The organism is Streptomyces sp. KM273126, from assembly GCF_004337435.2.
GTDB lineage: Bacteria > Actinomycetota > Actinomycetes > Streptomycetales > Streptomycetaceae > Streptomyces > Streptomyces acidicola.
In genome coordinates, this window is record NZ_SJXB02000001.1 from 3733005 (window position 1) to 3756721 (window position 23717).

Sequence of the window (23717 nt, forward strand, 5' to 3'; positions counted from 1 at the left end):
GAAGCAGCGTCAAAAAAGCGATGAGCCCCGGACCAGGAATCGGTCCGGGGCTCAGATGCTCTGAATCATGCGCATCGGGGGCACTGCGCGCTGCGGCTCGGGGGCGGGAGATGCATACTCGCTGTACGCGCCGCCAAGCTCAGGCTATTGCTGGGTGGGATGTCAGGCGGAGGCCTGACGGGCCCGGTTGCGGGCGGCGCGGCGCTTCATGGCGCGGCGCTCGTCCTCGCTGAGACCACCCCAGACGCCGGAGTCCTGACCGGACTCAAGCGCCCACTGCAGACACTGCTCGATCACCGGGCAGCGACGGCAGACAGCCTTGGCTTCCTCGATCTGCAGCAGCGCAGGACCGGTGTTGCCGATGGGGAAGAACAGCTCGGGGTCTTCCTCGCGGCAAACGGCGTTGTGACGCCAGTCCATGGCTGCTACCTCTCTTGGTGTTACTTGCACGTTGCTTGTGAATGTGAACGCTTTCACGAATCCCTCAACAAGTGAAGGGCCGATCACCAGACGGACTGGTGTGGTCCTTGGGTTTGAGGAGGGGTTCCGGTGCTCTGTGGGGCCGATGTTGCGGGCTGTCCCGAGCGCCACGTAGAGACTCGCAAACCTCAGCGGCGGATACAACCCCTTCCGGAAAGTTTTTTTTGATTCCTCGGTGTCGACTAGGTCACAGCCGTACTTCCATGGGGTGGACCCTGGGCTAAACGTTCGAGTGGAAGGACTTTTGCGTGTTCCGCTCACACAATCACACGCAGTGCACGGCGTACGCCTGTGAACGTCACGCTCGTACGCAGCCCGAGGTGGTCGCCGTCCATCTGAAGCGGGAGTGGCACCTTCGAATGCAAGGTGAAGTCGGTCAGGTCATGGAGGGATGTCGCATGCCTGCCGTGAGGTCCCCGCTCGGGGGACGAAGTGAGCAACTGGGTGCCATACCGGGCAACCGCGACCGTCGACATGCGGCTGAGGCCGAGTACGTCGAGTCCCTTATCGAACGAGGCCTTAGGTGACGCGTACACCGGGCGATTGCCCAGATACGTCCACGGAGAGGTGTTGCAGACTATCGACAGCACCAAATCGGTCACCGGGTCGGCGCCGGGGCGCTCCAGTGTGATGGTTCCCTGGCGGCGGTGGGGTTCCCCGAGGAACTGGCGTATCGCCTGGCGCAGATAGAGGGAGTGCGTGGAGCGCTTGCCGCGTTCGCGGTGCTGTTCGACGCGGCCGACCACGCCGGCGTCGAAGCCCAGGCCGGCGTTGAAGGTGAACCAGCGGGCGGGGACGCCCTCGTCCTCGCTGCCCGGGGTCCCGGCGGCGAGACCCAGGCCCACCGTGCGCTCGCTGCCCTGACGCAGGGCGTCCAGGAGGGCGCCGGTCGCTTCCACCGCGTCGTTGGGAAGGCCCAGGGCGCGGGCGAAGACATTGGTGGACCCGCCGGGGACCACGGCGAGGCGCGGGAGGCGGTCGGGGTCGGGGCCCTCGTGGAGGAGGCCGTTCACGACCTCGTTGATCGTGCCGTCGCCGCCGAGCGTGATGACCAGGTCGGTATCCTCGTCCGCCGCCTGCCGGCCGAGGTCGCGTGCGTGCCCGCGGTACTCCGTCGTGACCGCGTCGAGCTTCATCTCGCTCGCGAGGGCGTGGATCAGGACATCGCGCGTACGTGCGCTTGTGGTGGTTGCCGCCGGATTGACCACGAGAAGTGCACGCATGCGATGCAGCGTACCCACAGGGTGGTACTCGGCCCACTTCGAGGTAGGGGGTGGGTGGGAGAACGTGGAGTGATGGGCTTTTTGGTGCCTGTCGGCCCGGTTCGTCCGCTGCGTTGGTGCCTGTCCGCAGACCCCGGCAGACGGGACCGTCAGCCTGCACCCCCGGAGGGATACGCTTCCTCGCGTGAGCTCTGAGCAGAACCGCAACCCCGAGAACTCCGACGCCGAGACCCGCCCCGGACGGCTGACCGCCGCGGCAGCGCTGGCCGCGCTGGAGGGGCTGGCCCTCGCCGTGGGGGGTGGAGCCATGCTCGTGCTGGGGCTGGCCGGTGACCCGGACGATCGTCAGCAGGCCGTCACCGGGGGAGTCACCCTGATCGTGCTCGCGTTGCTGCCCCTGCTCGCCGCGCGGGGACTGTTCCTGCGGCGCAGCTGGAGCCGGGGGCCGGCGGTCATCACACAGATCATGGCGCTCCCGGTGGCGTACAACCTCCTCCAGGCCGACAGCTTGGCCATCCCGGGTGGGATCGTCCTCGCGGTCGTCGCGGTCACCGCGCTCGTTCTCCTGGTGAACCCGGCGACGACCCGGGCTCTCGGCATCCGAGGGCCGGGGGACGTGCAGGACCAGAAGTAGCGAGGAGCGCCCCCGCGGAGCGGTACGCCCTGGCGGAGCGGTGGGCGCCGCGAGGGGCTACTCCTCGACCAGGAGTTTCTCCCGGAGCTGGGCCAGGGTGCGGGCCAGCAGACGGGAGACGTGCATCTGGGAGATGCCGACTTCCTGGGCGATCTGCGACTGGGTCATGTTGCCGAAGAAGCGGAGCAGGAGGATTCGCTTCTCCCGTGGGGGGAGATCCTCCAGGAGCGGCTTGAGCGACTCGCGGTACTCGACGCCCTCCAGCGCCTCGTCCTCCGCGCCCAGGGTGTCCGCCACCGCGGGTGACTCGTCGTCCGTGTCGGGGACGTCCAGGGAGAGGGTCGAGTAGGCGTTCGCCGACTCCAGGCCCTCCAGGACCTCTTCCTCCGAGATGGACAGCTTCTCGGCCAGCTCGTGGACGGTGGGGGAGCGGCCGTGCTGCTGGGAGAGCTCCGCCGTGGCCGTGGTGAGCGCCAGGCGCAGCTCCTGGAGCCGGCGGGGGACGCGGACCGCCCAGCCCTTGTCGCGGAAGTGGCGCTTGATCTCGCCGACCACGGTGGGCGTGGCGTAGGTCGAGAACTCGACTCCCCGGTCCGGGTCGAAGCGGTCCACCGACTTGATCAGGCCGATGGTGGCGACCTGGGTGAGGTCGTCCAGCGGCTCGCCGCGGTTGCGGAAGCGGCGCGCGAGGTGCTCGACGAGCGGCAGGTGCATCCGGACCAGCTGGTTGCGCAGCTCCGCGTACTCGGCGCTGCCCTCCTTCAGCGCGCGCAGCTCGACGAACATCGCCCGCGCCCCGCTGCGGTCGTGGGGGTCGTGCTGCGTGCCCTGCACGCTCTGCTCACCGTTCCGCTCGTGCTCGCTCATAGTCCCGCCCGCCGTCACCCGACGCCGCCCTTCCGAGGACGTGGTGCTCCGTACGGCACCCTCCGGATTCCTTCGCCCGTCGGAGAGCTCCCCGTGCTCCTGGTCGTCGGTCGGCTCCGCCCGTTGGGGCGCGCCGACCGCCGCCGAGGAATCGTCCTCGGGGTGCGGCCGGGCCTGCTCGGGGATGCCGTCGACGCCGTCCGCCCAGTGCCGCGGCCCGCCCGGGCCATCCGTGCCCCCGGCGGGAAGTTCCCGTGTGCCGCGCTCTTCGTCCCGCACCGGCCCTTCCCCGTTCTTCACGCCGGCCCGGGTCCCGCGCCGCGCTGTTTGTAGAGGCTGATCGAAACGGTTTTGTCGTCGTCGACGGCGGACGACACCTTGCCCGCGAGGGCCGACAGGACGGTCCAGGCGAAGGTGTCCCGCGAGGGGGCGTGGCCGTCCGTGGTCGGGGCGGAGACCGTCACCTCGAGCGAGTCGTCGACGAGTCGGAAGACGCAACTGAGCACCGAGCCCGGCACGGCCTGCTGAAGCAGGATCGCGCAGGCCTCGTCTACCGCGATGCGCAGGTCCTCGATCTCGTCGAGGGTGAAGTCCAAACGGGCCGCGAGGCCGGCCGTGGCCGTACGCAGCACCGACAGGTAGGCACCCGCAGCCGGCAGCCGGACTTCCACGAAGTCCTGGGTCGCGGGCTCGCCTGCGATCTGGGACACCCTCACCTCCAAGGTGGTACAAGCTGTTTCGGGGTCCGAGGGTCGCCCCCCGGGGTAACGCGCTATGTGGTTCAGCGGTGACGCTACCGCGCTCCCACGTTCCGTGTCCCGGTGACCCCGTCTCGTGCTGTCACTCATAGTAAGCACATGAACACGCTCGGTGGCTAGGGGTCTGCGGGCCTCAAATAGGAAGAGCGCGCGCCGCATTGACGTACCCACACGTCAGACCGTCGAACCGTGTCACATGACTACGCCATCGCGGCGCCTGTGTCATGCGCATTACGGTTCTTTGGTCGCGTGCCCGGTGGACGCGCGTCACACGAGTACGTGGTCGACAAAGCACCATCGCCAGCTCTCGCCAGGTTCGAAGGTCCGCATGATGGGGTGGCCGCTCTCCTTGTAGTGCTCGGTCGCGTGCCGGCCGGGCGAGGTGTCGCAGCAGCCGACGTACCCGCACGCCAGACACAGCCGCAGTTGCACCGGGTGCGTACCGGCGGCCAGACACTCGGGGCAGGTGTCGCTCAGCGGCGCCGGCTCCGGACCCGGCAGCGCGTCGACGTGCGTGCACTGTTTCATGATTGCCAGGTTACGACGGTCGCGCGGAACGCGGCGCGGAAAAGAGGACGGCGAGGATCATGGACGTGTTGCCACTGCTGTTGCTGGTCGCGGGCAGTGCCGCCGTCGCCGGTGCCGCCCGTCGCACACCGGTGCCGCCGCCGCTGCTGCTCGTCGCGGCCGGCCTGGCCGTCTCGTACGTGCCCGGGGTGCCCGAGTACACGCTCGACCCGCATGTCGTGCTGCCGCTGATCCTGCCGCCGCTGCTCTACACGGCGGCCACCGAGAGCTCGTACCTCGACCTGCGGGCCCAACTGCGGCCGGTGGCGCTGCTGTCCGTCGGATACGTGCTGTTCGCGACGCTCGTCGTCGGCTGGGCCGCGTACCTGATCGTGCCGGGGCTGCCGCTGACCGCCGCACTGGTGCTCGGGGCGGTGGTGGCGCCGCCGGACGCGGTCGCGGCGACGGCGGTCGCGCGCAGGGTGGGGCTGCCGTCGCGGATCACCACGATCCTCCAGGGCGAGTCCCTGGTGAACGACGCCACCGCGATCACCGCGTACCGGGTGGCCCTGGCGGCCGCCGTCGGCGAGGGCGCGACCTGGGCGGGCGCGATCGGCGAGTTCGTGCTGGCGGCGTTCGGCGGGATCGCGGTGGGGCTGCTGCTGATGGTGCCGATCCAATGGCTGCGGACCCACTTGAAGGAGGCGCTTTTGCAGAACACCCTCTCCTTGCTGATCCCGTTCGTCGCGTACGGGCTCGCCGAGTGGGTGCACGCCTCCGGAGTGCTCGCCGTGGTCGTTGTCGGCCTCTACCTGGGGTTCCGCAACTGGCAGGTCGACTTCGCGACCCGGCTCCAGGAGGAGGCGGTCTGGAAGATGGTCGGCTTCCTGCTGGAGTCGGCGGTGTTCGCACTGATCGGACTGCAATTGCAGGTCGTCGTCACGGGGCTCGGCGAGAACGAGGGGACACGCGCCGCCTGGTACGCGGCAGTCCTCTTCGCCGTGGTGGTCGCCGCCCGCTTCGTGTGGGTGTACCCGGCGACCTTCCTGCCACGGTTGCTCTCGCGACGGATCAGGGAACGGGAGGAGAATCCCACCTGGAAGGCTCCCTTCATCGTGGGCTGGGCCGGAATGCGGGGCGTGGTGTCGCTGGCCATCGCCTTCTCGATCCCCGTGACGGTGAACGGTGGCGGGCCCTTCCCCGAGCGCAACCTGCTGCTGTTCCTGACCTTCACCACGGTCATCGGCACCCTGGTCCTCCAGGGGCTCACCCTGCCCCCGCTGATCCGCCTGCTGCGTCTGCCCGGGCGTGACTCCCATGCCGAGACTCTCGCCGAGGCCAACGCCCAGGCCCAGGCCTCCCGGGCCGCCGACGCACGCCTCGACGAGCTGCTCGCCGACGAGCGCAACGCGCTGCCGCCGCCGCTGGCCGACCGGCTCCGCTCGGTCCTGGAACGGCGCCGCAACGCCGTGTGGGAGCGGCTGGGCTCGGTGAACCCGCTGACCGGCGAGACCGCAGCGGACACCTACAGCCGCCTCTCGCGGGAGATGATCGGCGCCGAGCGAGCCGTCTTCGTGAGGCTCCGGGACGGCCGGTACATCGACGACGAGATGCTTCGGACCCTGCTGCGCAGACTGGACCTGGAGGAGGCTGCGGCCTACCGGGAGTCGGAGGAGTGAGAACGGGCGCGTGCGGTCAATCCGGGTGTGCCCCTGGGGTCGGGTTCCGTCCGGAACGGCTCGGTCCGCTCAGGTGGCGAACGGCGCTCCGGTGATCACCGCCGCGAGGGTGGTCCCCCGGGGGAAGGCGCCCTCCTCGGCGAGGGTGACGAGCCCGTACAGCATCTTGGCCACATAGAGCCGCTCGACCGGCAGTCCGTGGCGCTGCTCGAACGCCTCGGCGAAGGCGTCGAGTTCGGGGGTGGTGCGGGCGTAGCCACCGAAGTGGAAGCGGTCGTCGAGGGACCAGTCGCCGCGGGGGCCGCCGAAGGCGCGCTGCTGGAGGATACGTATCTCGGCCTCCAGGAAACCGCCCCGCAGGACGGGCACACCCAGGGCGCGCTGTCCGGACGTGAGACCCGCGGCCAGCCCGGCGAGAGTACCGCCCGTGCCACAGGCCAACGCCACGACATCGGCCCGGCCGCGCAGCTCCTCGCCGAGCTCCTGACAGCCACGCACGGCGAGGGAGTTGCTGCCGCCCTCGGGGACGACGTACGCGTCCTCGGCGCCCACGGTACGGAGAATCTCGGCCAGCGTCGCCGGGTCGCTCTTGCGGCGGTACGCCGACCGTGCGACGAAGTGCAGCCGCATTCCGTCGGCCGAGCACCGGGCCAGCGACGGGTTGAGGGGGCGGTCTGCCAGCTCCTCGCCCCGTACCACCCCCGCGGTGGGCACACCCAGCAGGCGGCCCGCGGCGGCCGTGGCCCGCAGATGATTCGAGTACGCCCCGCCGAAGGTGACCACAGGGCGGCCCGCCGCGGCCCGCAGGTTCGGGGCGAGCTTGCGCCACTTGTTCCCGACCAGCTCCGGGTGGATCAGATCGTCCCGCTTCAGCACCAGCCGCACCCCGCGCCGCCCGAACCGCTCGTCGTCGATGTGCTGCACGGGGGACGGCAGGTCCGGTCGCAGGGCGGCGAGGCTGGTCACCTGCCCATTGTCGGACAGGGGGAGCGGGGGCGAGTGGGGGTGGGGTGGTCGGGGGATCGGCGAGGTGCGGTGGTGGGGTGAGGTGGTGGAGCGCGGGTGCCTGGGGGCCTTGGCGGGGCGCGGGTGTCCCGGCCGCAGGCCGGACAGGGCGCGTGGCGAGGCCCGCGTCTCCGCGGGGCGGTGGCCGACAGGCCCGCCCCGCCCTCAGCCGGAGGTGCGGGTCACGCCAGCCGGTTTTGGATGCGCTCCCTCATCGACGCCATCGTGAAGCCGCGGGGGTCCACCTTGCCCGGCTGCCACTCAAGGTGGCCGATCACCGAGGGGGCCGTCCAGCCGTGGTGGCGGCAGACCGCCGCGGAGACGCGCTCGATGGCGTCCAACTGGGCCTCGGGCCAGGGATCCTCGCCGTCGCCGAGGTTCTCGCACTCGAAGCCGTAGAAGTGGCGGTTGCCGTCCGTGTTCGCCTCGTTGTCCGGCGGGAGGGCCGTCTCGGCGATCACCGCCCGCAGGACGTCGTCGTCACCCAGTCCCGCGTGATTGGCCCGGCCGTAGCCGACGAGGTGGACGTGGCCGTCCTTGGTGATGACGCCGTGGCACAGCGGGCCGGGCAGGCCCGAGTAGCCGTCGCGGCAGATCTGTACGGTTCTCTCGCTGCCCGACGTCACCGTGTGGTGGATCATCACGCCGTGGACCGGACCCCATGGGCCCTTGTGGTTGCGGTTGTGGTGCTCCCAGTCACCGACCTCGACGACCGTGACGCCCTCGTCCTTGAGGATGGTGAGAAACGTGCCCGCGGACATGGGTGAGGCCATGACCGCCTCCTTCGCACTGGGCAACGGCCACCTGTCGCGGCCGCCTCGTACCGCTGCTGTACCCCCGACCCGGCGGCCGCGACCCGTCGCTCGCACGGTGTGCGAGCCGATCCGGTCAGGCGGCTGCCGGGCCGTCGGGGCTTGTCCGGAGTGATGGTCGGACTGCTCGCCACGGTCGTCCCGTGATCCGGAGGGGCGGGTCGAGCGGGCCGAGCGGGTTGTGCAGCGGGGCAGGCGTGGCACCGCGAGGGGCCGCCCCCGCCTCAGGAGCGCAGGAAGCTGTCCCCGTGCGTGGCGATGTGGGCCTCCAGCGCCTGGAGTGCCTGCTGCGTGGCGGCCGGGGAACCAGTGCCGCGCCGCTCTGCGTAGTACGCCGCGCCCAGCTTCTTCAGCAGATCGCCGCCGGCCCGCTGGTTCTGCACCTCGTCGAGCTTCTGCTTGCCCTGAACAAGGCCGCGCTGCGCCTGCTCCTTGGCACGGTCGAGGAAGCCTGCCATGACGTCTCCCGTCGTCGAGTGGTTCAAGTGGTTTGAACGGTCTGAGTGGCTTGAGGATGAATGTCGAGCGGTTCGAGGATGGACGGTGGGTCGATTTGGCCGAAGGGCCCGTCATGGCATCAAACGGGCGGCCGGATCTTGAAGTTCCCGCCCCACCGCCACCGCGTTCCCATGCCATCTCGTTCCCTCGCCGTCGGTGTCCCTCGACAAAGGCCCTCAGTGTGCCCAGCCCGGCGAAGATCCATTCCCGCTCTTTCGGGTAATAGCACCATCACGCTCCTCACTGGAAGGCTTGTCCGCGAGATCGGCGCATGACCGCGAGATCAGGGCACGACCGGGAGGGCATTCCTTTATGTCGGTAGGCGAAGAGGTTCACGCGCAGGAGAAGCCGCAGCAGAGTCTCGGCACCGCGGCCGCGCGGAACCTGGCCACGACCACCAAGTCCGCACCCCAGATGCAGGAGATCAGCTCCCGCTGGCTGCTGCGGATGCTGCCGTGGGCGAACGTGCAGGGTGGCACATACCGGGTGAACCGGCGGCTCAGCTACGCGGTGGGCGACGGCCGAATCACCTTCGTGAAGACCGGCGACCAGGTCACGGTCATCCCCGCGGAGCTGTGCGAACTGCCGGCCCTGCGGTCGTACGAGGACGACGACGTCCTGGGCGAGCTCGCCCGGCGCTGTCAGCAGCGGGAGTTCCAGCCCGGCACGGTGCTCGCGGAGTTCGGCAGCCCGGCCGACGAGGTGCTCCTGCTCGCCCACGGCAAGGTGGAGAAGATCGGCACGGGCCCCTACGGGGACGACGCGGTCCTCGGGGTCCTCGCCGACGGGGCGTACTTCGGCGACCAGGCGCTCCTCGACCCGGACCCGATCTGGGAGTACACGGCGCGCGCGGTCACCGCGTGCACCGTCCTCGCTCTCCCCCGTCAGGCCCTCGACCAGATCGCCGAGCGCTCCGACTCCCTGCGTGAGCACCTCCAGCAGCTGCGCTCCATCCCTTCGCAGCGCACCAACAAATATGGCGAGAAGGAGATCGAGCTCGCCGCCGGCCACACCGGCGAGCCGGACATCCCGCACACGTTCGTGGACTACGAGGCCGCGCCGCGCGAGTACGAACTGAGCGTCGCCCAGACCGTCCTGCGCGTCCACACGCGCGTGGCGGACCTCTACAACCAGCCGATGAACCAGACGGAGCAGCAACTCCGGCTGACGGTCGAGGCGTTGAAGGAACGCCAGGAGCACGAGCTCATCAACAACCGCGAGTTCGGGCTGCTCCACAACTGCGAGTACGACCAGCGGCTGCAACCGCACGACGGCGTGCCCAGCCCCAACGACCTGGACGAGCTGCTCAGCCGTCGGCGCGGATCCAAGCTGTTCCTCGCCCACCCGCGTGCGATCGCCGCGTTCGGCCGCGAGTGCAACAAGCGCGGGCTCGTGCCGGAGAGCGTCGAGATCGCGGGCAACCGCATCCCCACCTGGCGCGGAGTGCCGATCTTCCCGTGCAACAAGATCCCGGTCAGCGACGCCAGGACGACGTCCATCATCTGTATGCGTACCGGAGAGGAGGAGCAGGGTGTCATCGGGCTCCGGCAGTCGGGCATCCCGGACGAGATCGAGCCGAGCCTGTCCGTTCGGTTCATGGGCATCAACGAACAGGCGATCATCAAGTACCTGGTGACGGCCTACTACTCGGCGGCGGTCCTGGTCCCGGACGCGCTCGGCGTCCTGGAGAACGTCGAGATCGGTCGTTGGTCGTGACCGACCCCTCCCGCACCCCGTGTCCGTGTTCGCCATGTCGGGTACGCCTCCCGGTCACACCGCTGGGGAGGCGCCCGAGGGAAGCCGAAACGCCACCGTCCGGGGACTCTCCAAGGCGGCCCCACGGGTGAGTTCATGACGGAGACGACACATGCGACACACGCGACACAGAGCCCGACCGAGATCCTGGAAAGGCTGAGCCCCATCGCGAGTTCCATGGGGCCGACAGGCTCGACAGATGATCCAGGGGGGTCGGTATACCCGGTTGCTTCGGCGTTCCCGGATGCTCCGGCACCTCCGGGCAGCTCCGCAGGGGGCGCCGGTTCGGCTGGCTCGGCGGGTCCCGCACGTCCGATTCACCCCGTCGGTGAGGTGAGAACCGCCGGTCCGGCGGGCATCGCGGGGACGATCGGACGGCAGGGCTCGTCGAGCCCCCTCGACGCGCAGGAGGCGGCGGGAATCCTGGAGCGGACGCGGGCGTCGGTGGACCCCGAGCTGCGCCGGGCCGTCGAGTCGTTGCCGGGCTCGATGCGCCGGATCGCGCGCTACCACTTCGGCTGGGAACACGCGGACGGCACCCCGGCGATGGGCAACGCGGGCAAGGCCATACGCCCTGCACTCGTGCTGGCCGCGGCCTCGGCACTCGGTGGGTCGCAGTCCGTCGCCGTGTCGGCAGCGGCGGCGGTGGAGCTGGTGCACAACTTCACGCTGCTCCATGACGACGTCATGGACCGGGACGCCACCCGCAGGCACCGGCCCACCGCGTGGGCCGTGTTCGGCGACGCAGGCGCGATCCTCGCGGGGGACGCCCTCCAGGCGCTGGCCCAGCGGCTGCTCGCCGAGGACCCGCACCCGGCGTCCTCGGCGGCCGCCGCCCGGCTCGCGGCCTGTGTCATCGAGCTGTGCGAGGGCCAGCACGCGGACACGGCCATGGAGAAGCGCAGCCCCGACGAGGTCACTCTCGACGAGGTGCTCGCCATGGCCGAGGCCAAGACGGGCGCGCTGCTCGGATGCGCCTGTGCGCTGGGAGGGCTGTATGCGGGGGCGAGCGAGGAAGGCGTGGAGGCGCTGGACGCGTTCGGACGTGAGGCCGGGCTCGCCTTCCAGCTCATCGACGATGTGATCGGCATCTGGGGTGACCCGAGGCGCACCGGCAAGCCGGCCGGGGCGGACCTCATGGCCCGCAAGAAGTCGCTGCCCGTCGTCGCCGCCCTCGCGTCCGGCACCCCGGCGGCGGCCGAACTCGCCGAGCTGTACGGACTGCCGTACGAAGCGGGGGAGCTGGAGCGCACGGTCCTCGCGGTGGAGCGGGCAGGTGGCCGTGACTGGGCCCAGTGCCAGGCGGCCGACCGTATGTCACGGGCGATGCACGAGCTGTCCCGGGCGGTCCCGGACCCGGAGGCGGCGGGTGGCCTCCTCGCGCTGGCGGAGTTCGTGACGCGGCGCAGCAACTGAGCGGCGCGGCTACTCAGAGTGGCGCGGCTGCTCAGAGTAGAGACCCTGAAGGTGAAGGCCCCGGAGCTGCCGGTCCCGTGCTGAACTGACCCTTACAGCATCGGTGGCTCCGGTCAGGGCGGGTCCCGCGCATCCCCACGGTGCGCGGGGCCCACCCGTCTCGCCGTCACCCTGCCCGGCTCCTGCCCGTTCCCCGGCGAGCGGACCGCCGTGTGGACCGCCGTGCGGATTTCGTCACCCGGAAGCGCCGGCTCTGCGGAGGGGGAGCGCGGGGCCCCGTCCCGCCATACCCTGAGGGCATGGACAGGGATGAGCGTGTCTGTCCGGTCTGCGGACAGCCCGTGGCCACCGTGGTACGGCGGCACAAGACGCTCGGCGCCTGGGTGCCCGTCTGGGGCCCCGGACCGTGCCGGAACCCCCAGTGCGGGGCGTATGTCGAGGAGGCTGAGGAGGGCACCGCGAGCGTGCCGCCGAAGGAGGCCACGAAGTAGCCCGGAGTGCCGTGGGGCCCGCCAGGCCGAAGCCGTAGCACTCAAGCCGTGGCTCTGAAACCGTAGCTCTGAAGCCGTAGTTCTTACGCGAGACGGGCGACTGGCAGGCCGCCCGTCTCCGGGTCGCGGCTCGTCAGGCAGTACGTGCCGCCCGCCGGGTCCCGCATCACCGTCCAGTGGGCGCCGGCGGCGACGAACGTGGCGCCGAGGTCCTCGTGGCGGGCCCGGACCGCGTCGATGTCGGCGCACGCGAGGTCGAGATGGGCAGAGACGGGGCGGTCGGTGCCGAGGCGTTGGAGGAGGATGCGCAGGGGGAGGCCGGCGGGCGGCGTCAGTACGTGGAACTCAGGAAGTGAGCCCGGTCGCGAGTCCCAGCCCGTGAGGTTGGTCCAGAAGGCGACCTCGGTGGTGAACGCGGCCGGGGCCACGTCGATGCACACCTGGTCCAGGCGGCTTCCCTCGACCACCGGTGGCCGTACGGACTCACCGTGCCACTGCACCGCGCAGAACAACTGGCCGCCGGGGGAGCGGAGCACGCTCCCCACGTGGAGCGGGGCGACGACCTCGGCACCCAGCCGGACCGCCGTGTCGACCAGGGCCGGTGCGTCCTCGACGGCGAGGTCGACATGAGCGCCCGCGTCCCCCTCCACGACCCCCTGCGCCTTCACACAGGCGTCGGCGGCCTCGGGCAGCAGCGTGACGAACTCGTCCCGCTCGCCCCGGGGTTCGGACAGCCCGGTGGCGGTGACCGCCGTCCAGAAGTCACACGCCTGGGCGAACCGGGCCATCGGCCTGTCCACAAAGGCGTAAGCCCATCGGATCGTTCCGGTCATGCGCGCCGCTCGCTCTCGTATGGTTCGGATCAGTTCATGCTGTCGGTGTGGCGGCAGGGGCCGTTGACCAGGGGGGGCCGTGTGCGCCGGTCGACCGTGGCTGACCCACTCAGGTGACCGTAGAGCGGCGGCCTGCCTCGTGCGCCCTGCCTGACCTGCGCCCTTCCTTTCCTTAACCTTGCGCTGGGCGCCGGTCGCTAGCGTCCTCCTGCATGCACTGGTGGTGCCGGTTCCCCCGGGTGAGGTCTGTTGACCGCGACTCTCTCCCGGCGGTCCGGCGGCCGGGCAGGTCGCATTCCCAGGAGGACAACCATGGGCAAGATGAAGGTGCTGAGCATTATCGGCGGCGGGCTTCTGCTCTCCGGCACGGTGGGCGCCGCGTTCGCCACGGCCGGCGAGACCGACTCGCCCTCGCGGGAGGCGGTCCGCACCGCCGCCGCACCGAGCTTCGAGATCGAGATCGACCCGGAGTTGGACGCACGGTTCGGGCCGCGTCCCGTCAACGCCGTCGACGCTGCCGAGACCGTCACCGCCGCCGAACCGGGTGCGCGCGTGGTCAAGGTGGAACTGGACGAGGAGGGGGGCCGGGCGGTCTGGGAGGTCGAGGCGCAACTGGGGGGCGGCTCGATCGAGGCCCTTGTCGACGCCTTCACGGGAGAGATCGTGGGCGAGGACGCGGGTGACTCAGGGGACTTCGAGGACTCCGGGGGCGACGACGACCGCGGTGACGGTTTCGACGACGACTGAGCCTGGCCATCCCCTCTCGTGTGCGCCCCGTGGCACCAGTTCCCCCTGGTGCGGCGGGGCGCCCGCGTGTTGCCGGCGGTGGCGGTGGAACGAGCCGTCGGCCCGCCGGTGAGGCGCCCGGACGCGGAACCCGTCAGACCCGGGAAGCCGGCCGTTGCGAACGGTGGCCGGCAGACGGCCGGCCGGAGGCGGGGCCGGGGCACGGCAGCCGGACGAAGGCATCGAGGCCGCCCATGGGCCCCTCTCGCAGGACGGCTTCGCCACCGCTGAGCTGCGCGAGCCGCTGGACCAGGGACAGGCCCAGACCGGTCCCGCCCTTGGGGGCGCCGGGAGCGCGCCAGAACCGGTCGAAGGCGCGGCGCCGCTGCTCCGGGGGCATACCCGGACCCTCGTCGATGACGTGCAGTTCGGCCAGGAGGCCACGGTCGCCCGCGGCCGAGCGGCGTCGGCCCGGAGCACGGTGACGCAGTTCGAGGCGGACCGTACTGCCGGGAGGTGAGACACGCAGGGCGTTGGAGAGCAGGTTGTCGAGGATCTGCTCGACGGCCCCCGGCAGCGCGAGCACCGCATCGACTCCCCCGTCCTGGAACACGAGGTCCACGTCGTGCTCCTGGAAGAGCGCGGACCAGGTGCGGTGACGTTCGGCGCAGACGGCCCCCGCGTCGATCGCCTCGACGGCGGCGGCCTTGTCCTCCAGGCGGGCCATCGCCAGCAGCCCCTCCACCAGGTTGGCCAGCCGGTCCGTCTCGGTCAGCGCGGCGTTCAGGCTGCCCCGGGCCTGCACGGCGACCGCCGGTTCCAGGTTGTCCAGGCGCAGCCGCAGGGCGGCGAGCGGCGTCTTGAGCTGGTGCGAGGCCTCACCGGCGAAGGCGCGCTGCGAGGCCAGGAGTTGTTCCAGCCGGGCGGCGGTCCGGTTGAACGTTTCCGCCAGGCTGCGTACTTCAGGCGGCCCGGCGGTCACGAGGACCGGGCTGTCGAGCCGGCCGTCGGCCAGACCGGCGGTGGCGTGCTCCAGTTCCCGGATGGGCCGTGCGGCCCAGCGGGCGAAGGCGAACGCCACTCCGGTGACGGCGGCGAGCACCGCGAGCCCGGCCAGGGCCAGCAGCAGCCACACCTGGTTCACCCGGCTGTGGACCGCATCGGTGGGCACGGTGATGTGCACGGCGGCGGCCGGCGGGCTGTCGTGGCCCACCGGGACCGCGACGGACAGATGGGGCGCGCCGTCGATCGTGGAGGTGCGCGCGTGGAAGGGACCGCGCCCGCTCAGCGCGGCGGCGACCTCGGGAAGTGCGGGCAGCCCACCGGTCTGCCCTGCGGACATCCGATGGGAGGAGGCGATCACCTCCCCGGACCGGCCGACCACGACCACCTGCCCACCGATGCGCCGCGCGCACTCGACGAGCCGATGGGCCAGTTCCCGTTTCTCCCGGCCGGCCGCCAGGGACAACTCGGCGAACGCGGACACCGAGTCGGCCTCGTCATGCGTGGCGGTGACGGTGCGTTCCTTCTCGGCCCGGGAGTAGACGAAGGCCAACGGGATCTCCAGACAGAGCAGCACCAGCACGGCGATGCTCAGATTGCCCAGCAGCAATCGGCGGGTCATCGGACGCCGCCCTCCGCGGTGTCGCCGTGGCCGGTGCCCGCTTCCCCCGCCGTGCCGTCGAGGGCCAGCCTGAACCCCACGGTCCGCAGTGTCTGAATCCACTCCGGGTGACCGAGCTTGCGGCGCAGAGCGGCCACGTGCGCGTCCAGCGTCTTGGTCGGACCCCGGTAGTGCGGATCCCAGACCCGGTCGAGGATCTCCCGGCGCGCGTAGACCGCGCCCGGGTCCTCGTACAGCAGCGCCAGCAAGTCGAACTCCTTGGGCGTCAGCGCGACGGAGTTCCCCTCCACCCACACCTGGCGGGTCCTGCGATCCACGACCAGCGAACCGAGCGGGGCATCGCCGAGCGGGGCATCGCCGGGCGGTACGGGCGCCGCACCTCCGTGATCGTGTTCCGCCCGCAACGCGAACGAGAAGGCCTGCGCCGTCGCCCCTAACCCTCCGAAGCCGACCGTCGGAACGGGCCCGTCGCCCCCTGCCGGGGTATCGGCGCTTTGCACACGCTGCAACCGACGCGAGACGGCCCGGATGCGCGCGACGAGCTCCCGCACGCTGAACGGCTTCGCCAAGTAGTCGTCGGCCCCCATGTCCAGGCCCAGAATGCGATCGGTTTCCTCGCCACGCGCACTGAGAATGATGATCGGGACGTCCGAAACCCGGCGGATGCCGCGGCACACGTCGAGACCGTCCATGTCCGGCAGCCCGAGATCGAGCAGTACGGCGTCCCCGTACGGGCCCTTCAGGCCGTCCGCTCCCGTGGCCACCCAGTCCACCGAGACACCGAACCGTCCCACCCCCTCGGCCAGCGGCTCGGCGATGGTCTCGTCGTCCTCGATGAGGAGTACCTGTACGCCCATGCGACCCGTCTCTCCGGGGCCGCGCCGTACCGGATGCAGGGGAGCCCTTGGTGTGCGACGCGGCCGAATCATCCCACCAGCGGCACGAAGGCGAGGCCCGCGAACAGGCCGCCTCGCCATCAGTACGCACAGCGAACGCACATTGTTCAGCACACCAGGCTGCGCGTCCCCCGGGCACAAAAGACCGCACCCGGACCGTCAGGAACGCCGTGTTCGGCGGCCTGCGGGCCGGGTGCGGGCAAGGAGACGCTGCAACGAAAGTAATCGCAGGTCAGAGGGCATGATTCAAGATCAGGCCTTCTTGGTCTCCCAGAAGATCTTGTCGATCTGGGCGATGTAGTCGAGCGCCTTCTGGCCCGTGGCCGGGTCGGTGGACGCCTTGGCGGCCGAGAGGGCCTTGAGGGCGTCGTTGACCAGCTGGTGCAGCTCCGGGTACTTCTCGAAGTGCGGCGGCTTGAAGTAGTCGCTCCAGAGAACGGAGACGTGGTGCTTGGCGAGCTCGGCGCGCTGCTCCTTGATGACGGTCGCGCGAGCCTGGAAGTGCGGGTCGTCGTTGGCGGCCATCTTCTCCTGCACGGCCTTCACCGACTCCGCCTCGATGCGGGCCTGGGCCGGGTCGTACACGCCGCAGGGCAGGTCGCAGTGCGCGCTGACCTTGACCTTGGGGGCAAACAGGCGGGAAAGCATGGAGCAATCCTTCCTCGTGATCGTCTTCTCAGGTGGGACATTACTCCGTAGGAGACGGGTTTTCGCGAGTGCCCCCATGGGCTTAGGACAAAAGTCCGGGGTGAGACTGGGACTGGGAGTGGTGGAGGATCCGACCGGGGAGGTGCCGGTGATGCCGGAGCTGTCGCAGGAGACCGAACGGGGGAGGGCCGTGCTGCCGTTCGGGGGAGCCGAGGTGACGGGACCGTCGATGGTGCCCACACTCCGGCACGGGGACCGGCTGGTCGTGCACTACGGAGCGCGGCTGAGGGCCGGTGACGTGGTCGTTCTGCGGCATCCCTTCCAGCAGGACCTGCTCGTGGTGAAGCGGGCCGCCGAACGGCGCGAGGGCGGCTGGTGGGTGCTCGGCGACAACCCGTACGCCGGCGGGGACAGCACGGACTACGGGACCGTGCCCGACGAGCTCGTGCTCGGCAAGGTGCGGTTCCGGTACCGGCCCCGGCCCGAGGGTCAGCGCTCGCTGTTGGCGCTCGTCCGCTGGGTGCTGGTCGCGGCCCGGCCGGTGCTCGCCGACCGGTCCGCCTCCAGGCGTTTGCGGGCCCGGTAGGCGGCCACGTTGGCGCGGGTCGCACAGCGGTCCGAGCAGTAGCGCCGGGAGCGGTTGGTGGACGTGTCGAGGTAGGCGTTGCGGCACGGTGCCGCCTCGCACAGGCCGAGGCGGTCCACGCCGTACTCGGTGAGGTGGAAGGCCAGGCCCATCGCGGCGATGGCGGCGTAGCCCGCGGTCGCGTTCGAGGGGTGGTCCGCCAGGTGCATGTGCCACAGGGGGCGTCCGTCGTCGTCCCGGAAGTCGTGGCCGGAGATCTGCGGGCTCACGGGGAACTCCAGGAGGAGTGAGTTCAGCAGGTCCACGGCGAGCGTCTCGTCGCCGCCGTCCGCCGCCTCGAAGACCGCGCGCAGCCGGGAGCGGACCGAGCGGAAGCGGGTCACGTCGGCGTCGGTGGCGCGACGGGCCGCCGACTGGTTGACCTCGAAGAGGTCGCGGACGGCCTCCACCGAGGTCAGGGTGTCCGTGCCCCGGACCGGCTCCTCCGTGTTGACGAGGCGGACCGCGTAATCCGAGTAATAGGCCAGTTCCACTTGTAGTCCTTACGGGGGCGCTCTATTGTCGTACGGGCGGAGAAGTAATGACTGACTGTGCTTTCAGGGTATTACGTGCGGCGGAGACGCAGTGCTGAAAGGGGCTCCCATGACCACCACCACCGGAACCGACTGGCACGCCTGGCAGGAGAGCTGGGACCGGCAGCAGGAGTGGTACATGCCGGACCGTGAGGAGCGGTTCCGCGTGATGCTGGACATGGTCGAGGCTCTCGTCGGCCCGGCACCCCGCGTTCTGGATCTCGCCTGCGGCACGGGAAGTATCACGGCCAGGCTGCTCACCCGGTTCCCGGAGGCCACCAGCGTCGGCGTCGACCTCGACCCGGCCCTCCTCGCCATCGCCGAGGGCACCTTCGCCGGCGACGACCGGGTCACGCTCGTGACGGCCGACCTGAAAGACCCCGAATGGGTGACGCGGCTGCCGTACGGCACCTTCGACGCCGTGCTGACGGCCACCGCCCTGCACTGGCTGCCCACCGAACCCCTCGCGGCCCTCTACGGTCAGGTCGCGGAGCTCGTCCGCGACGGCGGTGTCTTCATGAACGCGGATCACATGATCGACGAGAGCACGCCCAGGATCAACGCGGCCGAGCGCGCACACCGGCACGCCCACATGGATCAGGCCAAGGAGAACGGCGCGGTCGACTGGTCCGAATGGTGGCAGCTGGCCGCCCAGGACCCCGTCCTCGCCGAGCCCACCGCCCGCCGCTTCGAGATCTACGGCGAGCACGCCGAGGGTGACACCCCGTCCGTCGAGTGGCACACGCGGACGCTGCGGGAGAGCGGCTTCGCGGAGGTTCGGCCCGTGTGGCGTTCGCCGTCGGACGCGCTGGTGCTGGCGCTCAGGTGACACGGGCCGGGGCACGGGAGAACGCAATGGGAGAAGGGCGGTACGCCGACGCGTACCGCCCTTCTCGCACTCGCTCTCAGCGGAGCGTCAGAGCACCTTCGACGGGTCAGAGCACCTTCGACAGGAACGACTGGGTGCGCTCGTGCTGCGGGTTCGTCAGGACCTCACGGGGGTTGCCGGACTCGACGACCACACCGCCGTCCATGAAGACGAGGCTGTCGCCGACCTCGCGGGCGAAACCCATCTCGTGGGTCACGACGACCATCGTCATCCCGGACTCGGCGAGGTCGCGCATGACGTCGAGCACGTCACCGACCAGCTCGGGGTCGAGCGCCGAGGTCGGCTCGTCGAAGAGCATCAGCTTCGGGTCCATCGCCAGCGCCCGGGCGATGGCCACGCGCTGCTGCTGGCCGCCGGAGAGCTGGGACGGGTAGCTGCCCGCCTTGTCGGCGAGGCCGACGCGGTCCAGCAGCTGCATCGCCCGCTCCCTGGCCTGGGCCTTGCTGACGCCCTTGACCTGGACGGGCGCCTCGATGACGTTCTCCAGGGCCGTCATGTGCGGGAACAGGTTGAAGCGCTGGAAGACCATGCCGATGTCACGGCGCTTCAGGGCGACCTCGCTGTCCTTGAGCTCGTACAGCTTGTCGCCCTTCTGGCGGTAGCCGACCAGCTCCCCGTCCACGTACAGGCGGCCGGCGTTGACCTTCTCCAGGTGGTTGATGCACCGCAGGAAGGTCGACTTGCCGGAGCCCGAGGGTCCGATGAGGCAGAACACCTCGCCGGACTTCACCTCCAGGTCGATCCCCTTGAGGACCTGCACATGGCCGAACGACTTGTGGACGGCCTCGGCCTTCACCATGGCGGTCGTCATGCCGCGACCCCCTTTCGGCTGGAGAGGGACGTGAGGTGGGTCCGGACCCGCTGCCACGGAGTCGGCGGCAGCTGGCGGCTGGAGCCGCGTGCGTAGTACCGCTCGATGTAGTACTGGCCCACGCTCAGGATCGACGTGAGGATCAGGTACCAGGCGGCGGCCAGGAAGAGCATCTCGACCGTGGCGCCGGACGTCGTGCCGATGTCCTGCGCGAACCGCAGCAGCTCGTAGTACTGGACCGCGGCCACCAGCGAGGTCGTCTTCAGCATGTTGATGACCTCGTTGCCCGTGGGCGGCACGATCACACGCATGGCCTGCGGGATGACGATCCGGCGCAGCGTCTTGGAGTGGCTCATGCCGAGCGCGTGCGCGGCCTCGGTCTGGCCCTCGTCGACGGCCAGCAGACCGGCGCGGCAGATCTCCGCCATGTACGCGGCCTCGTTCAGGCCGAGGCCGAGCAGCGCCGTCAGGAACGGCGTCATGAAGTCGGACCACTCGTCCTTGTAGATCGGCCCGAGGTTGATGTACTCGAAGACGAAGCCGAGGTTGAACCAGACGAACAGCTGGACCAGGACCGGGGTACCGCGGAAGAACCAGATGTAGAACCAGGCGATCGACGAGGTCACCGGGTTCTTCGACAGCCGCATCACGGCGAGGACGACGCCGCCGACGATGCCGATGAGCATCGACAGGACCGTCAGCAGCAGGGTCTCGCGGACCCCCGTGAGGATGCGGTCGTTGAAGAAGTAGTCGGGGATGGCACCCCAGTTGATGTCGCCGCCTGCGAAAGCCCAGATCAGCAGTCCCAGGATGCCGAGGGCCACGACCGCGGCGACGTACCGTCCGTAGTGCCGGACCGGGACGGCCCTGATGGCCTCCGGCCCGGCCGGCGGGGTCTCCGCCGGCCTGTCCGTCTTCTTGATGTCAGTCACGGATGTTGCCTTTCAGCGACGCGATGACGGGAACGCGCTCACTTGCCGCCGTTGATGGTGGCTTCCTTGACCGCGCCGTCCGTGACGCCCCACTTCTCGATGATCTTGCCGTACTCGCCGTTCGCGATGACCGCGTCCAGCGCCGCCTTGACCGCGTCGCGCAGCTCGGTGTTCGACTTGGCGATCGCGATACCGTACGGCGCCGCCTCGACCTGCTCGCCGACGAGCTCGAAGTCCTTGCCGCCGCCCGATTTCGCCACCGCGTACGCGGCGACCGGGAAGTCGGAGGATCCGGCGTCCGCGCCGCCGGAGCGCAGCCGGGTCTGGGCCTGCTGGTCGTTGTCGAAGGCCTCGATGGACATCGTCTTGTCCTTGGGACACTTCTTCGCCTCGGCCTTGGCCAGGTCGTGCGAGACCGTGCCGCGCTGGACGGCCAGCTTCTTGCCGCACAGGTCGGACCAGGTCGTGATGTTCTGGGTGTCGCCCTTCTTGGTGTAGATCGACACACCCGCGGTGAAGTAGTCGACGAAGTCGACGCCCTCGCCGACCTTCTTGCCGGTGTCGGAGTCGATACCTTCCTGGCGGGCCTTGGTGTCCGTCATGGCCGACATGGCTATGTCGTAGCGCTTGGAGCGCAGACCGCCGAGCAGCGTGTCGAAGGTGCCGTTCTCGAACTCGAACTTCACTCCGAGCTGCTTGCCCATCGCGTCGGCCAGGTCGGGGTCGATTCCGACCGTCTTGCCGGAGTCGTCCTTGAACTCGACCGGCGCGTACGAGATGTCCGAGCCGACCTTGATGACACCCGCCTTGCGGATGTCCGCGGGCAGCTTGTCGGCCAGGGGCGCGGAGTTCGTGTTCGTCTTGTCCGAGTCGTTGCCGCTACCGCTGCCGTTGTCCTTGGTCTGGTCACCGCAGCCGGTGAGCAGCAGGGCGCCCGCTACCGCGATCGCGCCGACCGCGGTAGTCCGGGTGCGCAGGGCGGTGGTGCGACGGGTCTTGCCTGCGGTCATGGTGGTGTCCTCCGGCGGGGGTGGATGAGAGATGCAACGGTTGTGCCGTTGGGTCGACGACAACACACGTCATTGGGTGTGGCGACCTCGTGTGATTACGGCATCTTGCCATTCGGACTTGGGCACTCAGGTGACTCGATATGTCAAAATCGGATAACGGGTGACCCCCGAACCGCCGTGGGACGGTCCGCCAGGGCCGGATGCTGTGCGGGAATCTCTCCCTCCGGCCGGAAGATCTTCGGTGCATCTCAGGGTGCGGTCGGACACGGACTTCGTATGTGTGCGGCGGCCGGCGGCGGCTGTGCGAGCAGCTGTGTGACATGTCACGGGCGCGGTCGGCGGCTGAATGAATCCACCTGTATGTCACGTCTCCGGTGTGTGACCTACACGTGATGGACTCGTCGCCGAAGCCGTGGGTCGGGTAAGAAGGTTCCTTACACCCCTCATCCGGGGCCCAGGGCGCGTGTGCGGCGCGTCCGTCACGCATTGCCCGTGCGTATCCGGCCATCCGCCCGTACGTATCGGCCATTCGGCCATCCGTCCGTGCGTATGGCCCATCGGGACCGTGCGTGGTGCCCACCCACCCCCCGACCGGGAGTGGACAACCCTCAGGCAAAGAAGACTTAAGGGGTAAAAGAAGTGGCAGCGGAGATCGTGAATCCTCCTACTGAGAGCAACGGCGGCAGTGCGGACCAGGAAGGCGGAGGCGAGCCCCTCGATTCCTTCGACCCCGCTTTCGCACTGCACCGCGGCGGCAAGATGGCCGTGCAGGCCACCGTGCCGGTCCGTGACAAGGACGACCTGTCCCTCGCCTACACACCCGGCGTCGCCCGCGTGTGCACCGCCATCGCCGAGCAGCCGGCCCTCGTCCACGAGTACACGTGGAAGTCGTCCGTGGTCGCCGTGGTGACCGACGGTACGGCCGTGCTGGGGCTCGGGGACATCGGGCCCGAGGCCTCCCTCCCCGTGATGGAGGGCAAGGCGATCCTGTTCAAGCAGTTCGGGGGCGTCGACGCCGTGCCGATCGCGCTGGACTGCACGGATGTGGACGAGATCGTCGAGACCGTGGTCCGGCTCGCTCCCTCGTTCGGCGGCGTGAACCTGGAGGACATCTCGGCGCCGCGGTGCTTCGAGATCGAGCGGCGGCTGGAGGAGCGGCTGGACATTCCGGTCTTCCACGACGATCAGCACGGCACGGCGGTCGTGACACTGGCGGCCCTGCGGAACGCCGCGCGGCTGTCGGGGCGGGAGCTGGGTGATCTGCGGGCTGTGATCTCGGGCGCGGGTGCGGCCGGGGTCGCCATCGCGAAGATGCTCCTGGGGGCCGGGATCGGGGACGTCTCGGTCGCGGACCGCAAGGGCGTTGTCTCCTCGGACCGGGACGACCTGACTCCGGTCAAGCGGGAGCTCGCGGAGATCACGAACAAGTCCGGGCTGTCGGGGTCGCTGGAGGCGGCGCTGGCGGGTGCGGACGTGTTCATCGGGGTGTCCGGCGGTACGGTGCCGGAGCCGGCCGTGGCGTCGATGGCCGAGGGGGCGTTCGTGTTCGCCATGGCCAACCCGAACCCCGAGGTGCACCCGGACGTCGCCCACAAGTACGCGGCGGTGGTCGCCACCGGGCGGTCCGACTTCCCGAACCAGATCAACAACGTGCTGGCGTTCCCCGGCATCTTCGCCGGGGCGCTGCAGGTGCGGGCCTCCCGGATCACCGAGGGTATGAAGATCGCGGCGGCGGAGGCGCTGGCCTCGGTCGTCGGTGACGATCTCGCGCCCGACTACGTCATCCCGTCGCCCTTCGACGAGCGGGTCGCGCCGGCGGTCACCGCGGCGGTTGCTGCGGCGGCTCGGGCGGAGGGGGTTGCACGCCGCTAGGCGTGGGGACGCTCCGCGGGGTCGGGGTCGTTCTGCGGGGTCGTTCTGCGGGTTCGGGGTCGGGTTCGTTTTTGGGATTGGGCTCCGTCCGGTTGGGCGGAGCCCAATGCGTTGGGCCGGTGCATGATTTGAGGCCGGGTGTTGCGGGGCTTTCCCGCCGTCGTGGCTTGGGCGCCTGCGGTTTCGTCGTGGG

Annotated in this window: 25 protein-coding genes; 9 read left to right on the top strand and 16 right to left on the bottom strand. The window is 70.0% G+C overall.

The features are described from left to right. Positions 1-162: 162 nt before the first annotated feature. The gene (locus E0500_RS16170) at positions 163-420 is read right to left on the bottom strand and encodes a WhiB family transcriptional regulator (RefSeq protein WP_003992873.1); all 258 of its coding nucleotides are present in this window, start codon (positions 418-420) and stop codon (positions 163-165) included. A 317-nt stretch (positions 421-737) separates the two neighbouring features. Then, positions 738-1703: a diacylglycerol kinase family protein gene (locus E0500_RS16175; RefSeq protein WP_131564611.1), complete on the bottom strand. Its 966-nt coding sequence runs from the start codon at positions 1701-1703 to the stop codon at positions 738-740. A 184-nt stretch (positions 1704-1887) separates the two neighbouring features. Between E0500_RS16175 and E0500_RS16180 the strand changes: the two genes are divergently transcribed. Further along, positions 1888-2337, top strand: coding sequence for a hypothetical protein (locus tag E0500_RS16180; protein ID WP_131564609.1), 450 nt, complete (start codon positions 1888-1890; stop codon positions 2335-2337). Positions 2338-2394: 57 nt separating this feature from the next. On the opposite strand, the gene E0500_RS16185 is transcribed toward E0500_RS16180, so the two are convergent. The 3 genes from E0500_RS16185 to E0500_RS16195 all read right to left on the bottom strand — a co-directional run bounded on the left by E0500_RS16185 (position 2395) and on the right by E0500_RS16195 (position 4490). Continuing rightward, positions 2395-3483, bottom strand: a complete 1089-nt coding sequence (locus tag E0500_RS16185) for an RNA polymerase sigma factor SigF (protein WP_399119285.1) — start codon at positions 3481-3483, stop codon at positions 2395-2397. A 17-nt stretch (positions 3484-3500) separates the two neighbouring features. Beyond that, positions 3501-3914 carry an anti-sigma factor gene (locus E0500_RS16190; RefSeq protein WP_015657891.1) on the bottom strand — a complete coding sequence of 138 codons (414 nt, stop codon included), beginning with the start codon at positions 3912-3914 and terminating at the stop codon, positions 3501-3503. A gap of 315 nt (positions 3915-4229) precedes the next feature. Further along, positions 4230-4490, bottom strand: a complete 261-nt coding sequence (locus E0500_RS16195) for a UBP-type zinc finger domain-containing protein (protein WP_131564605.1) — start codon at positions 4488-4490, stop codon at positions 4230-4232. 59 nt (positions 4491-4549) lie between these two features. On the opposite strand from E0500_RS16195, the gene E0500_RS16200 reads away from it, so the two are divergent. Beyond that, positions 4550-6148 carry a Na+/H+ antiporter gene (locus tag E0500_RS16200; RefSeq protein ID WP_131564603.1) on the top strand — a complete coding sequence of 533 codons (1599 nt, stop codon included), beginning with the start codon at positions 4550-4552 and terminating at the stop codon, positions 6146-6148. Positions 6149-6217: 69 nt separating this feature from the next. Here the strand turns inward: E0500_RS16200 and E0500_RS16205 are convergent, their stop codons facing one another. The 3 genes from E0500_RS16205 to E0500_RS16215 form a co-directional block, all read right to left on the bottom strand. Then, complete coding sequence (locus E0500_RS16205) at positions 6218-7114, bottom strand: 1-aminocyclopropane-1-carboxylate deaminase/D-cysteine desulfhydrase (protein ID WP_181587025.1); 897 nt, start codon at positions 7112-7114, stop codon at positions 6218-6220. Between the two features lie 221 nt (positions 7115-7335). Beyond that, a complete protein-coding gene (locus tag E0500_RS16210; protein ID WP_131565588.1) occupies positions 7336-7926 on the bottom strand; it encodes an N-acetylmuramoyl-L-alanine amidase in 591 nt (196 codons plus the stop codon). A gap of 263 nt (positions 7927-8189) precedes the next feature. Further along, positions 8190-8423, bottom strand: a complete 234-nt coding sequence (locus tag E0500_RS16215) for a hypothetical protein (protein ID WP_131565585.1) — start codon at positions 8421-8423, stop codon at positions 8190-8192. A gap of 352 nt (positions 8424-8775) precedes the next feature. On the opposite strand from E0500_RS16215, the gene E0500_RS16220 reads away from it, so the two are divergent. The 3 genes from E0500_RS16220 to E0500_RS16230 all read left to right on the top strand — a co-directional run bounded on the left by E0500_RS16220 (position 8776) and on the right by E0500_RS16230 (position 12125). Further along, a complete protein-coding gene (locus E0500_RS16220) occupies positions 8776-10179 on the top strand; it encodes a family 2B encapsulin nanocompartment shell protein (protein ID WP_131565583.1) in 1404 nt (467 codons plus the stop codon). Between the two features lie 372 nt (positions 10180-10551). Then, a complete protein-coding gene (locus E0500_RS16225) occupies positions 10552-11634 on the top strand; it encodes a family 2 encapsulin nanocompartment cargo protein polyprenyl transferase (RefSeq protein WP_399119289.1) in 1083 nt (360 codons plus the stop codon). 299 nt (positions 11635-11933) lie between these two features. Further along, complete coding sequence (locus E0500_RS16230) at positions 11934-12125, top strand: hypothetical protein (protein WP_131565581.1); 192 nt, start codon at positions 11934-11936, stop codon at positions 12123-12125. 83 nt (positions 12126-12208) lie between these two features. On the opposite strand, the gene E0500_RS16235 is transcribed toward E0500_RS16230, so the two are convergent. Continuing rightward, positions 12209-12958, bottom strand: coding sequence for a VOC family protein (locus E0500_RS16235; protein ID WP_131565579.1), 750 nt, complete (start codon positions 12956-12958; stop codon positions 12209-12211). Between the two features lie 312 nt (positions 12959-13270). Between E0500_RS16235 and E0500_RS16240 the strand changes: the two genes are divergently transcribed. Further along, positions 13271-13705: a PepSY domain-containing protein gene (locus E0500_RS16240; protein WP_131565577.1), complete on the top strand. Its 435-nt coding sequence runs from the start codon at positions 13271-13273 to the stop codon at positions 13703-13705. 133 nt (positions 13706-13838) lie between these two features. On the opposite strand, the gene E0500_RS16245 is transcribed toward E0500_RS16240, so the two are convergent. The 3 genes from E0500_RS16245 to sodN form a co-directional block, all read right to left on the bottom strand. Next, positions 13839-15308: a HAMP domain-containing sensor histidine kinase gene (locus E0500_RS16245; protein ID WP_131565575.1), complete on the bottom strand. Its 1470-nt coding sequence runs from the start codon at positions 15306-15308 to the stop codon at positions 13839-13841. Further along, complete coding sequence (locus E0500_RS16250; RefSeq protein WP_131565572.1) at positions 15305-16165, bottom strand: response regulator transcription factor; 861 nt, start codon at positions 16163-16165, stop codon at positions 15305-15307. The genes E0500_RS16245 and E0500_RS16250 overlap by 4 nt, the downstream gene beginning before the upstream one ends. Positions 16166-16456: 291 nt before the next feature. After that, positions 16457-16852, bottom strand: coding sequence for a superoxide dismutase, Ni (sodN, locus tag E0500_RS16255; protein ID WP_020123534.1), 396 nt, complete (start codon positions 16850-16852; stop codon positions 16457-16459). A gap of 151 nt (positions 16853-17003) precedes the next feature. Here sodN and sodX point away from each other — a divergent pair, with 151 nt between their 5' ends. After that, positions 17004-17438, top strand: a complete 435-nt coding sequence (sodX, locus tag E0500_RS16260; protein WP_131565592.1) for a nickel-type superoxide dismutase maturation protease — start codon at positions 17004-17006, stop codon at positions 17436-17438. On the opposite strand, the gene E0500_RS16265 is transcribed toward sodX, so the two are convergent. Then, positions 17342-17971: an ABATE domain-containing protein gene (locus tag E0500_RS16265; RefSeq protein WP_131565567.1), complete on the bottom strand. Its 630-nt coding sequence runs from the start codon at positions 17969-17971 to the stop codon at positions 17342-17344. The genes sodX and E0500_RS16265 overlap by 97 nt on opposite strands. A 109-nt stretch (positions 17972-18080) precedes the next feature. On the opposite strand from E0500_RS16265, the gene E0500_RS16270 reads away from it, so the two are divergent. Further along, a complete protein-coding gene (locus E0500_RS16270; RefSeq protein ID WP_131565565.1) occupies positions 18081-18839 on the top strand; it encodes a trans-aconitate 2-methyltransferase in 759 nt (252 codons plus the stop codon). 106 nt (positions 18840-18945) lie between these two features. On the opposite strand, the gene E0500_RS16275 is transcribed toward E0500_RS16270, so the two are convergent. From E0500_RS16275 to E0500_RS16285, 3 genes are read right to left on the bottom strand one after another with little or no spacing between them, the layout of a single operon-like run. Then, on the bottom strand, positions 18946-19710 hold the full coding sequence (locus tag E0500_RS16275; RefSeq protein WP_131565563.1) for an amino acid ABC transporter ATP-binding protein: 765 nt from the start codon (positions 19708-19710) through the stop codon (positions 18946-18948). After that, entirely contained in the window at positions 19707-20642 is a 936-nt protein-coding gene (locus E0500_RS16280; RefSeq protein WP_131565561.1) for an amino acid ABC transporter permease, read from the bottom strand. Before E0500_RS16280 ends, E0500_RS16275 begins: the two co-directional genes overlap by 4 nt. Before the next feature lie 38 nt (positions 20643-20680). After that, positions 20681-21652 (bottom strand): ABC transporter substrate-binding protein, encoded by a 972-nt coding sequence (locus tag E0500_RS16285; protein WP_131565559.1) that lies wholly within the window; start codon positions 21650-21652, stop codon positions 20681-20683. 639 nt (positions 21653-22291) lie between these two features. Between E0500_RS16285 and E0500_RS16290 the strand changes: the two genes are divergently transcribed. After that, entirely contained in the window at positions 22292-23524 is a 1233-nt protein-coding gene (locus E0500_RS16290; RefSeq protein ID WP_131565557.1) for an NADP-dependent malic enzyme, read from the top strand. The last annotated feature ends 193 nt before the right edge of the window (positions 23525-23717 follow it).

What these genes read in the sequence shown, in the direction of transcription:
- E0500_RS16170 (WP_003992873.1), bottom strand. Translation starts at nt 420, where the DNA reads ATGGACTGGCGTCACAACGCCGTTTGCCGCGAGGAAGACCCCGAGCTG.
- E0500_RS16175 (WP_131564611.1), bottom strand. Translation starts at nt 1,703, where the DNA reads ATGCGTGCACTTCTCGTGGTCAATCCGGCGGCAACCACCACAAGCGCA.
- E0500_RS16195 (WP_131564605.1), bottom strand. Translation starts at nt 4,490, where the DNA reads ATGAAACAGTGCACGCACGTCGACGCGCTGCCGGGTCCGGAGCCGGCG.
- E0500_RS16200 (WP_131564603.1), top strand. Translation starts at nt 4,550, where the DNA reads ATGGACGTGTTGCCACTGCTGTTGCTGGTCGCGGGCAGTGCCGCCGTC.
- E0500_RS16210 (WP_131565588.1), bottom strand. Translation starts at nt 7,926, where the DNA reads ATGGCCTCACCCATGTCCGCGGGCACGTTTCTCACCATCCTCAAGGAC.
- E0500_RS16215 (WP_131565585.1), bottom strand. Translation starts at nt 8,423, where the DNA reads ATGGCAGGCTTCCTCGACCGTGCCAAGGAGCAGGCGCAGCGCGGCCTT.
- E0500_RS16220 (WP_131565583.1), top strand. Translation starts at nt 8,776, where the DNA reads ATGTCGGTAGGCGAAGAGGTTCACGCGCAGGAGAAGCCGCAGCAGAGT.
- E0500_RS16230 (WP_131565581.1), top strand. Translation starts at nt 11,934, where the DNA reads ATGGACAGGGATGAGCGTGTCTGTCCGGTCTGCGGACAGCCCGTGGCC.
- E0500_RS16235 (WP_131565579.1), bottom strand. Translation starts at nt 12,958, where the DNA reads ATGACCGGAACGATCCGATGGGCTTACGCCTTTGTGGACAGGCCGATG.
- E0500_RS16240 (WP_131565577.1), top strand. Translation starts at nt 13,271, where the DNA reads ATGGGCAAGATGAAGGTGCTGAGCATTATCGGCGGCGGGCTTCTGCTC.
- E0500_RS16245 (WP_131565575.1), bottom strand. Translation starts at nt 15,308, where the DNA reads ATGACCCGCCGATTGCTGCTGGGCAATCTGAGCATCGCCGTGCTGGTG.
- E0500_RS16250 (WP_131565572.1), bottom strand. Translation starts at nt 16,165, where the DNA reads ATGGGCGTACAGGTACTCCTCATCGAGGACGACGAGACCATCGCCGAG.
- sodN (WP_020123534.1), bottom strand. Translation starts at nt 16,852, where the DNA reads ATGCTTTCCCGCCTGTTTGCCCCCAAGGTCAAGGTCAGCGCGCACTGC.
- sodX (WP_131565592.1), top strand. Translation starts at nt 17,004, where the DNA reads ATGCCGGAGCTGTCGCAGGAGACCGAACGGGGGAGGGCCGTGCTGCCG.
- E0500_RS16270 (WP_131565565.1), top strand. Translation starts at nt 18,081, where the DNA reads ATGACCACCACCACCGGAACCGACTGGCACGCCTGGCAGGAGAGCTGG.
- E0500_RS16275 (WP_131565563.1), bottom strand. Translation starts at nt 19,710, where the DNA reads ATGACGACCGCCATGGTGAAGGCCGAGGCCGTCCACAAGTCGTTCGGC.
- E0500_RS16285 (WP_131565559.1), bottom strand. Translation starts at nt 21,652, where the DNA reads ATGACCGCAGGCAAGACCCGTCGCACCACCGCCCTGCGCACCCGGACT.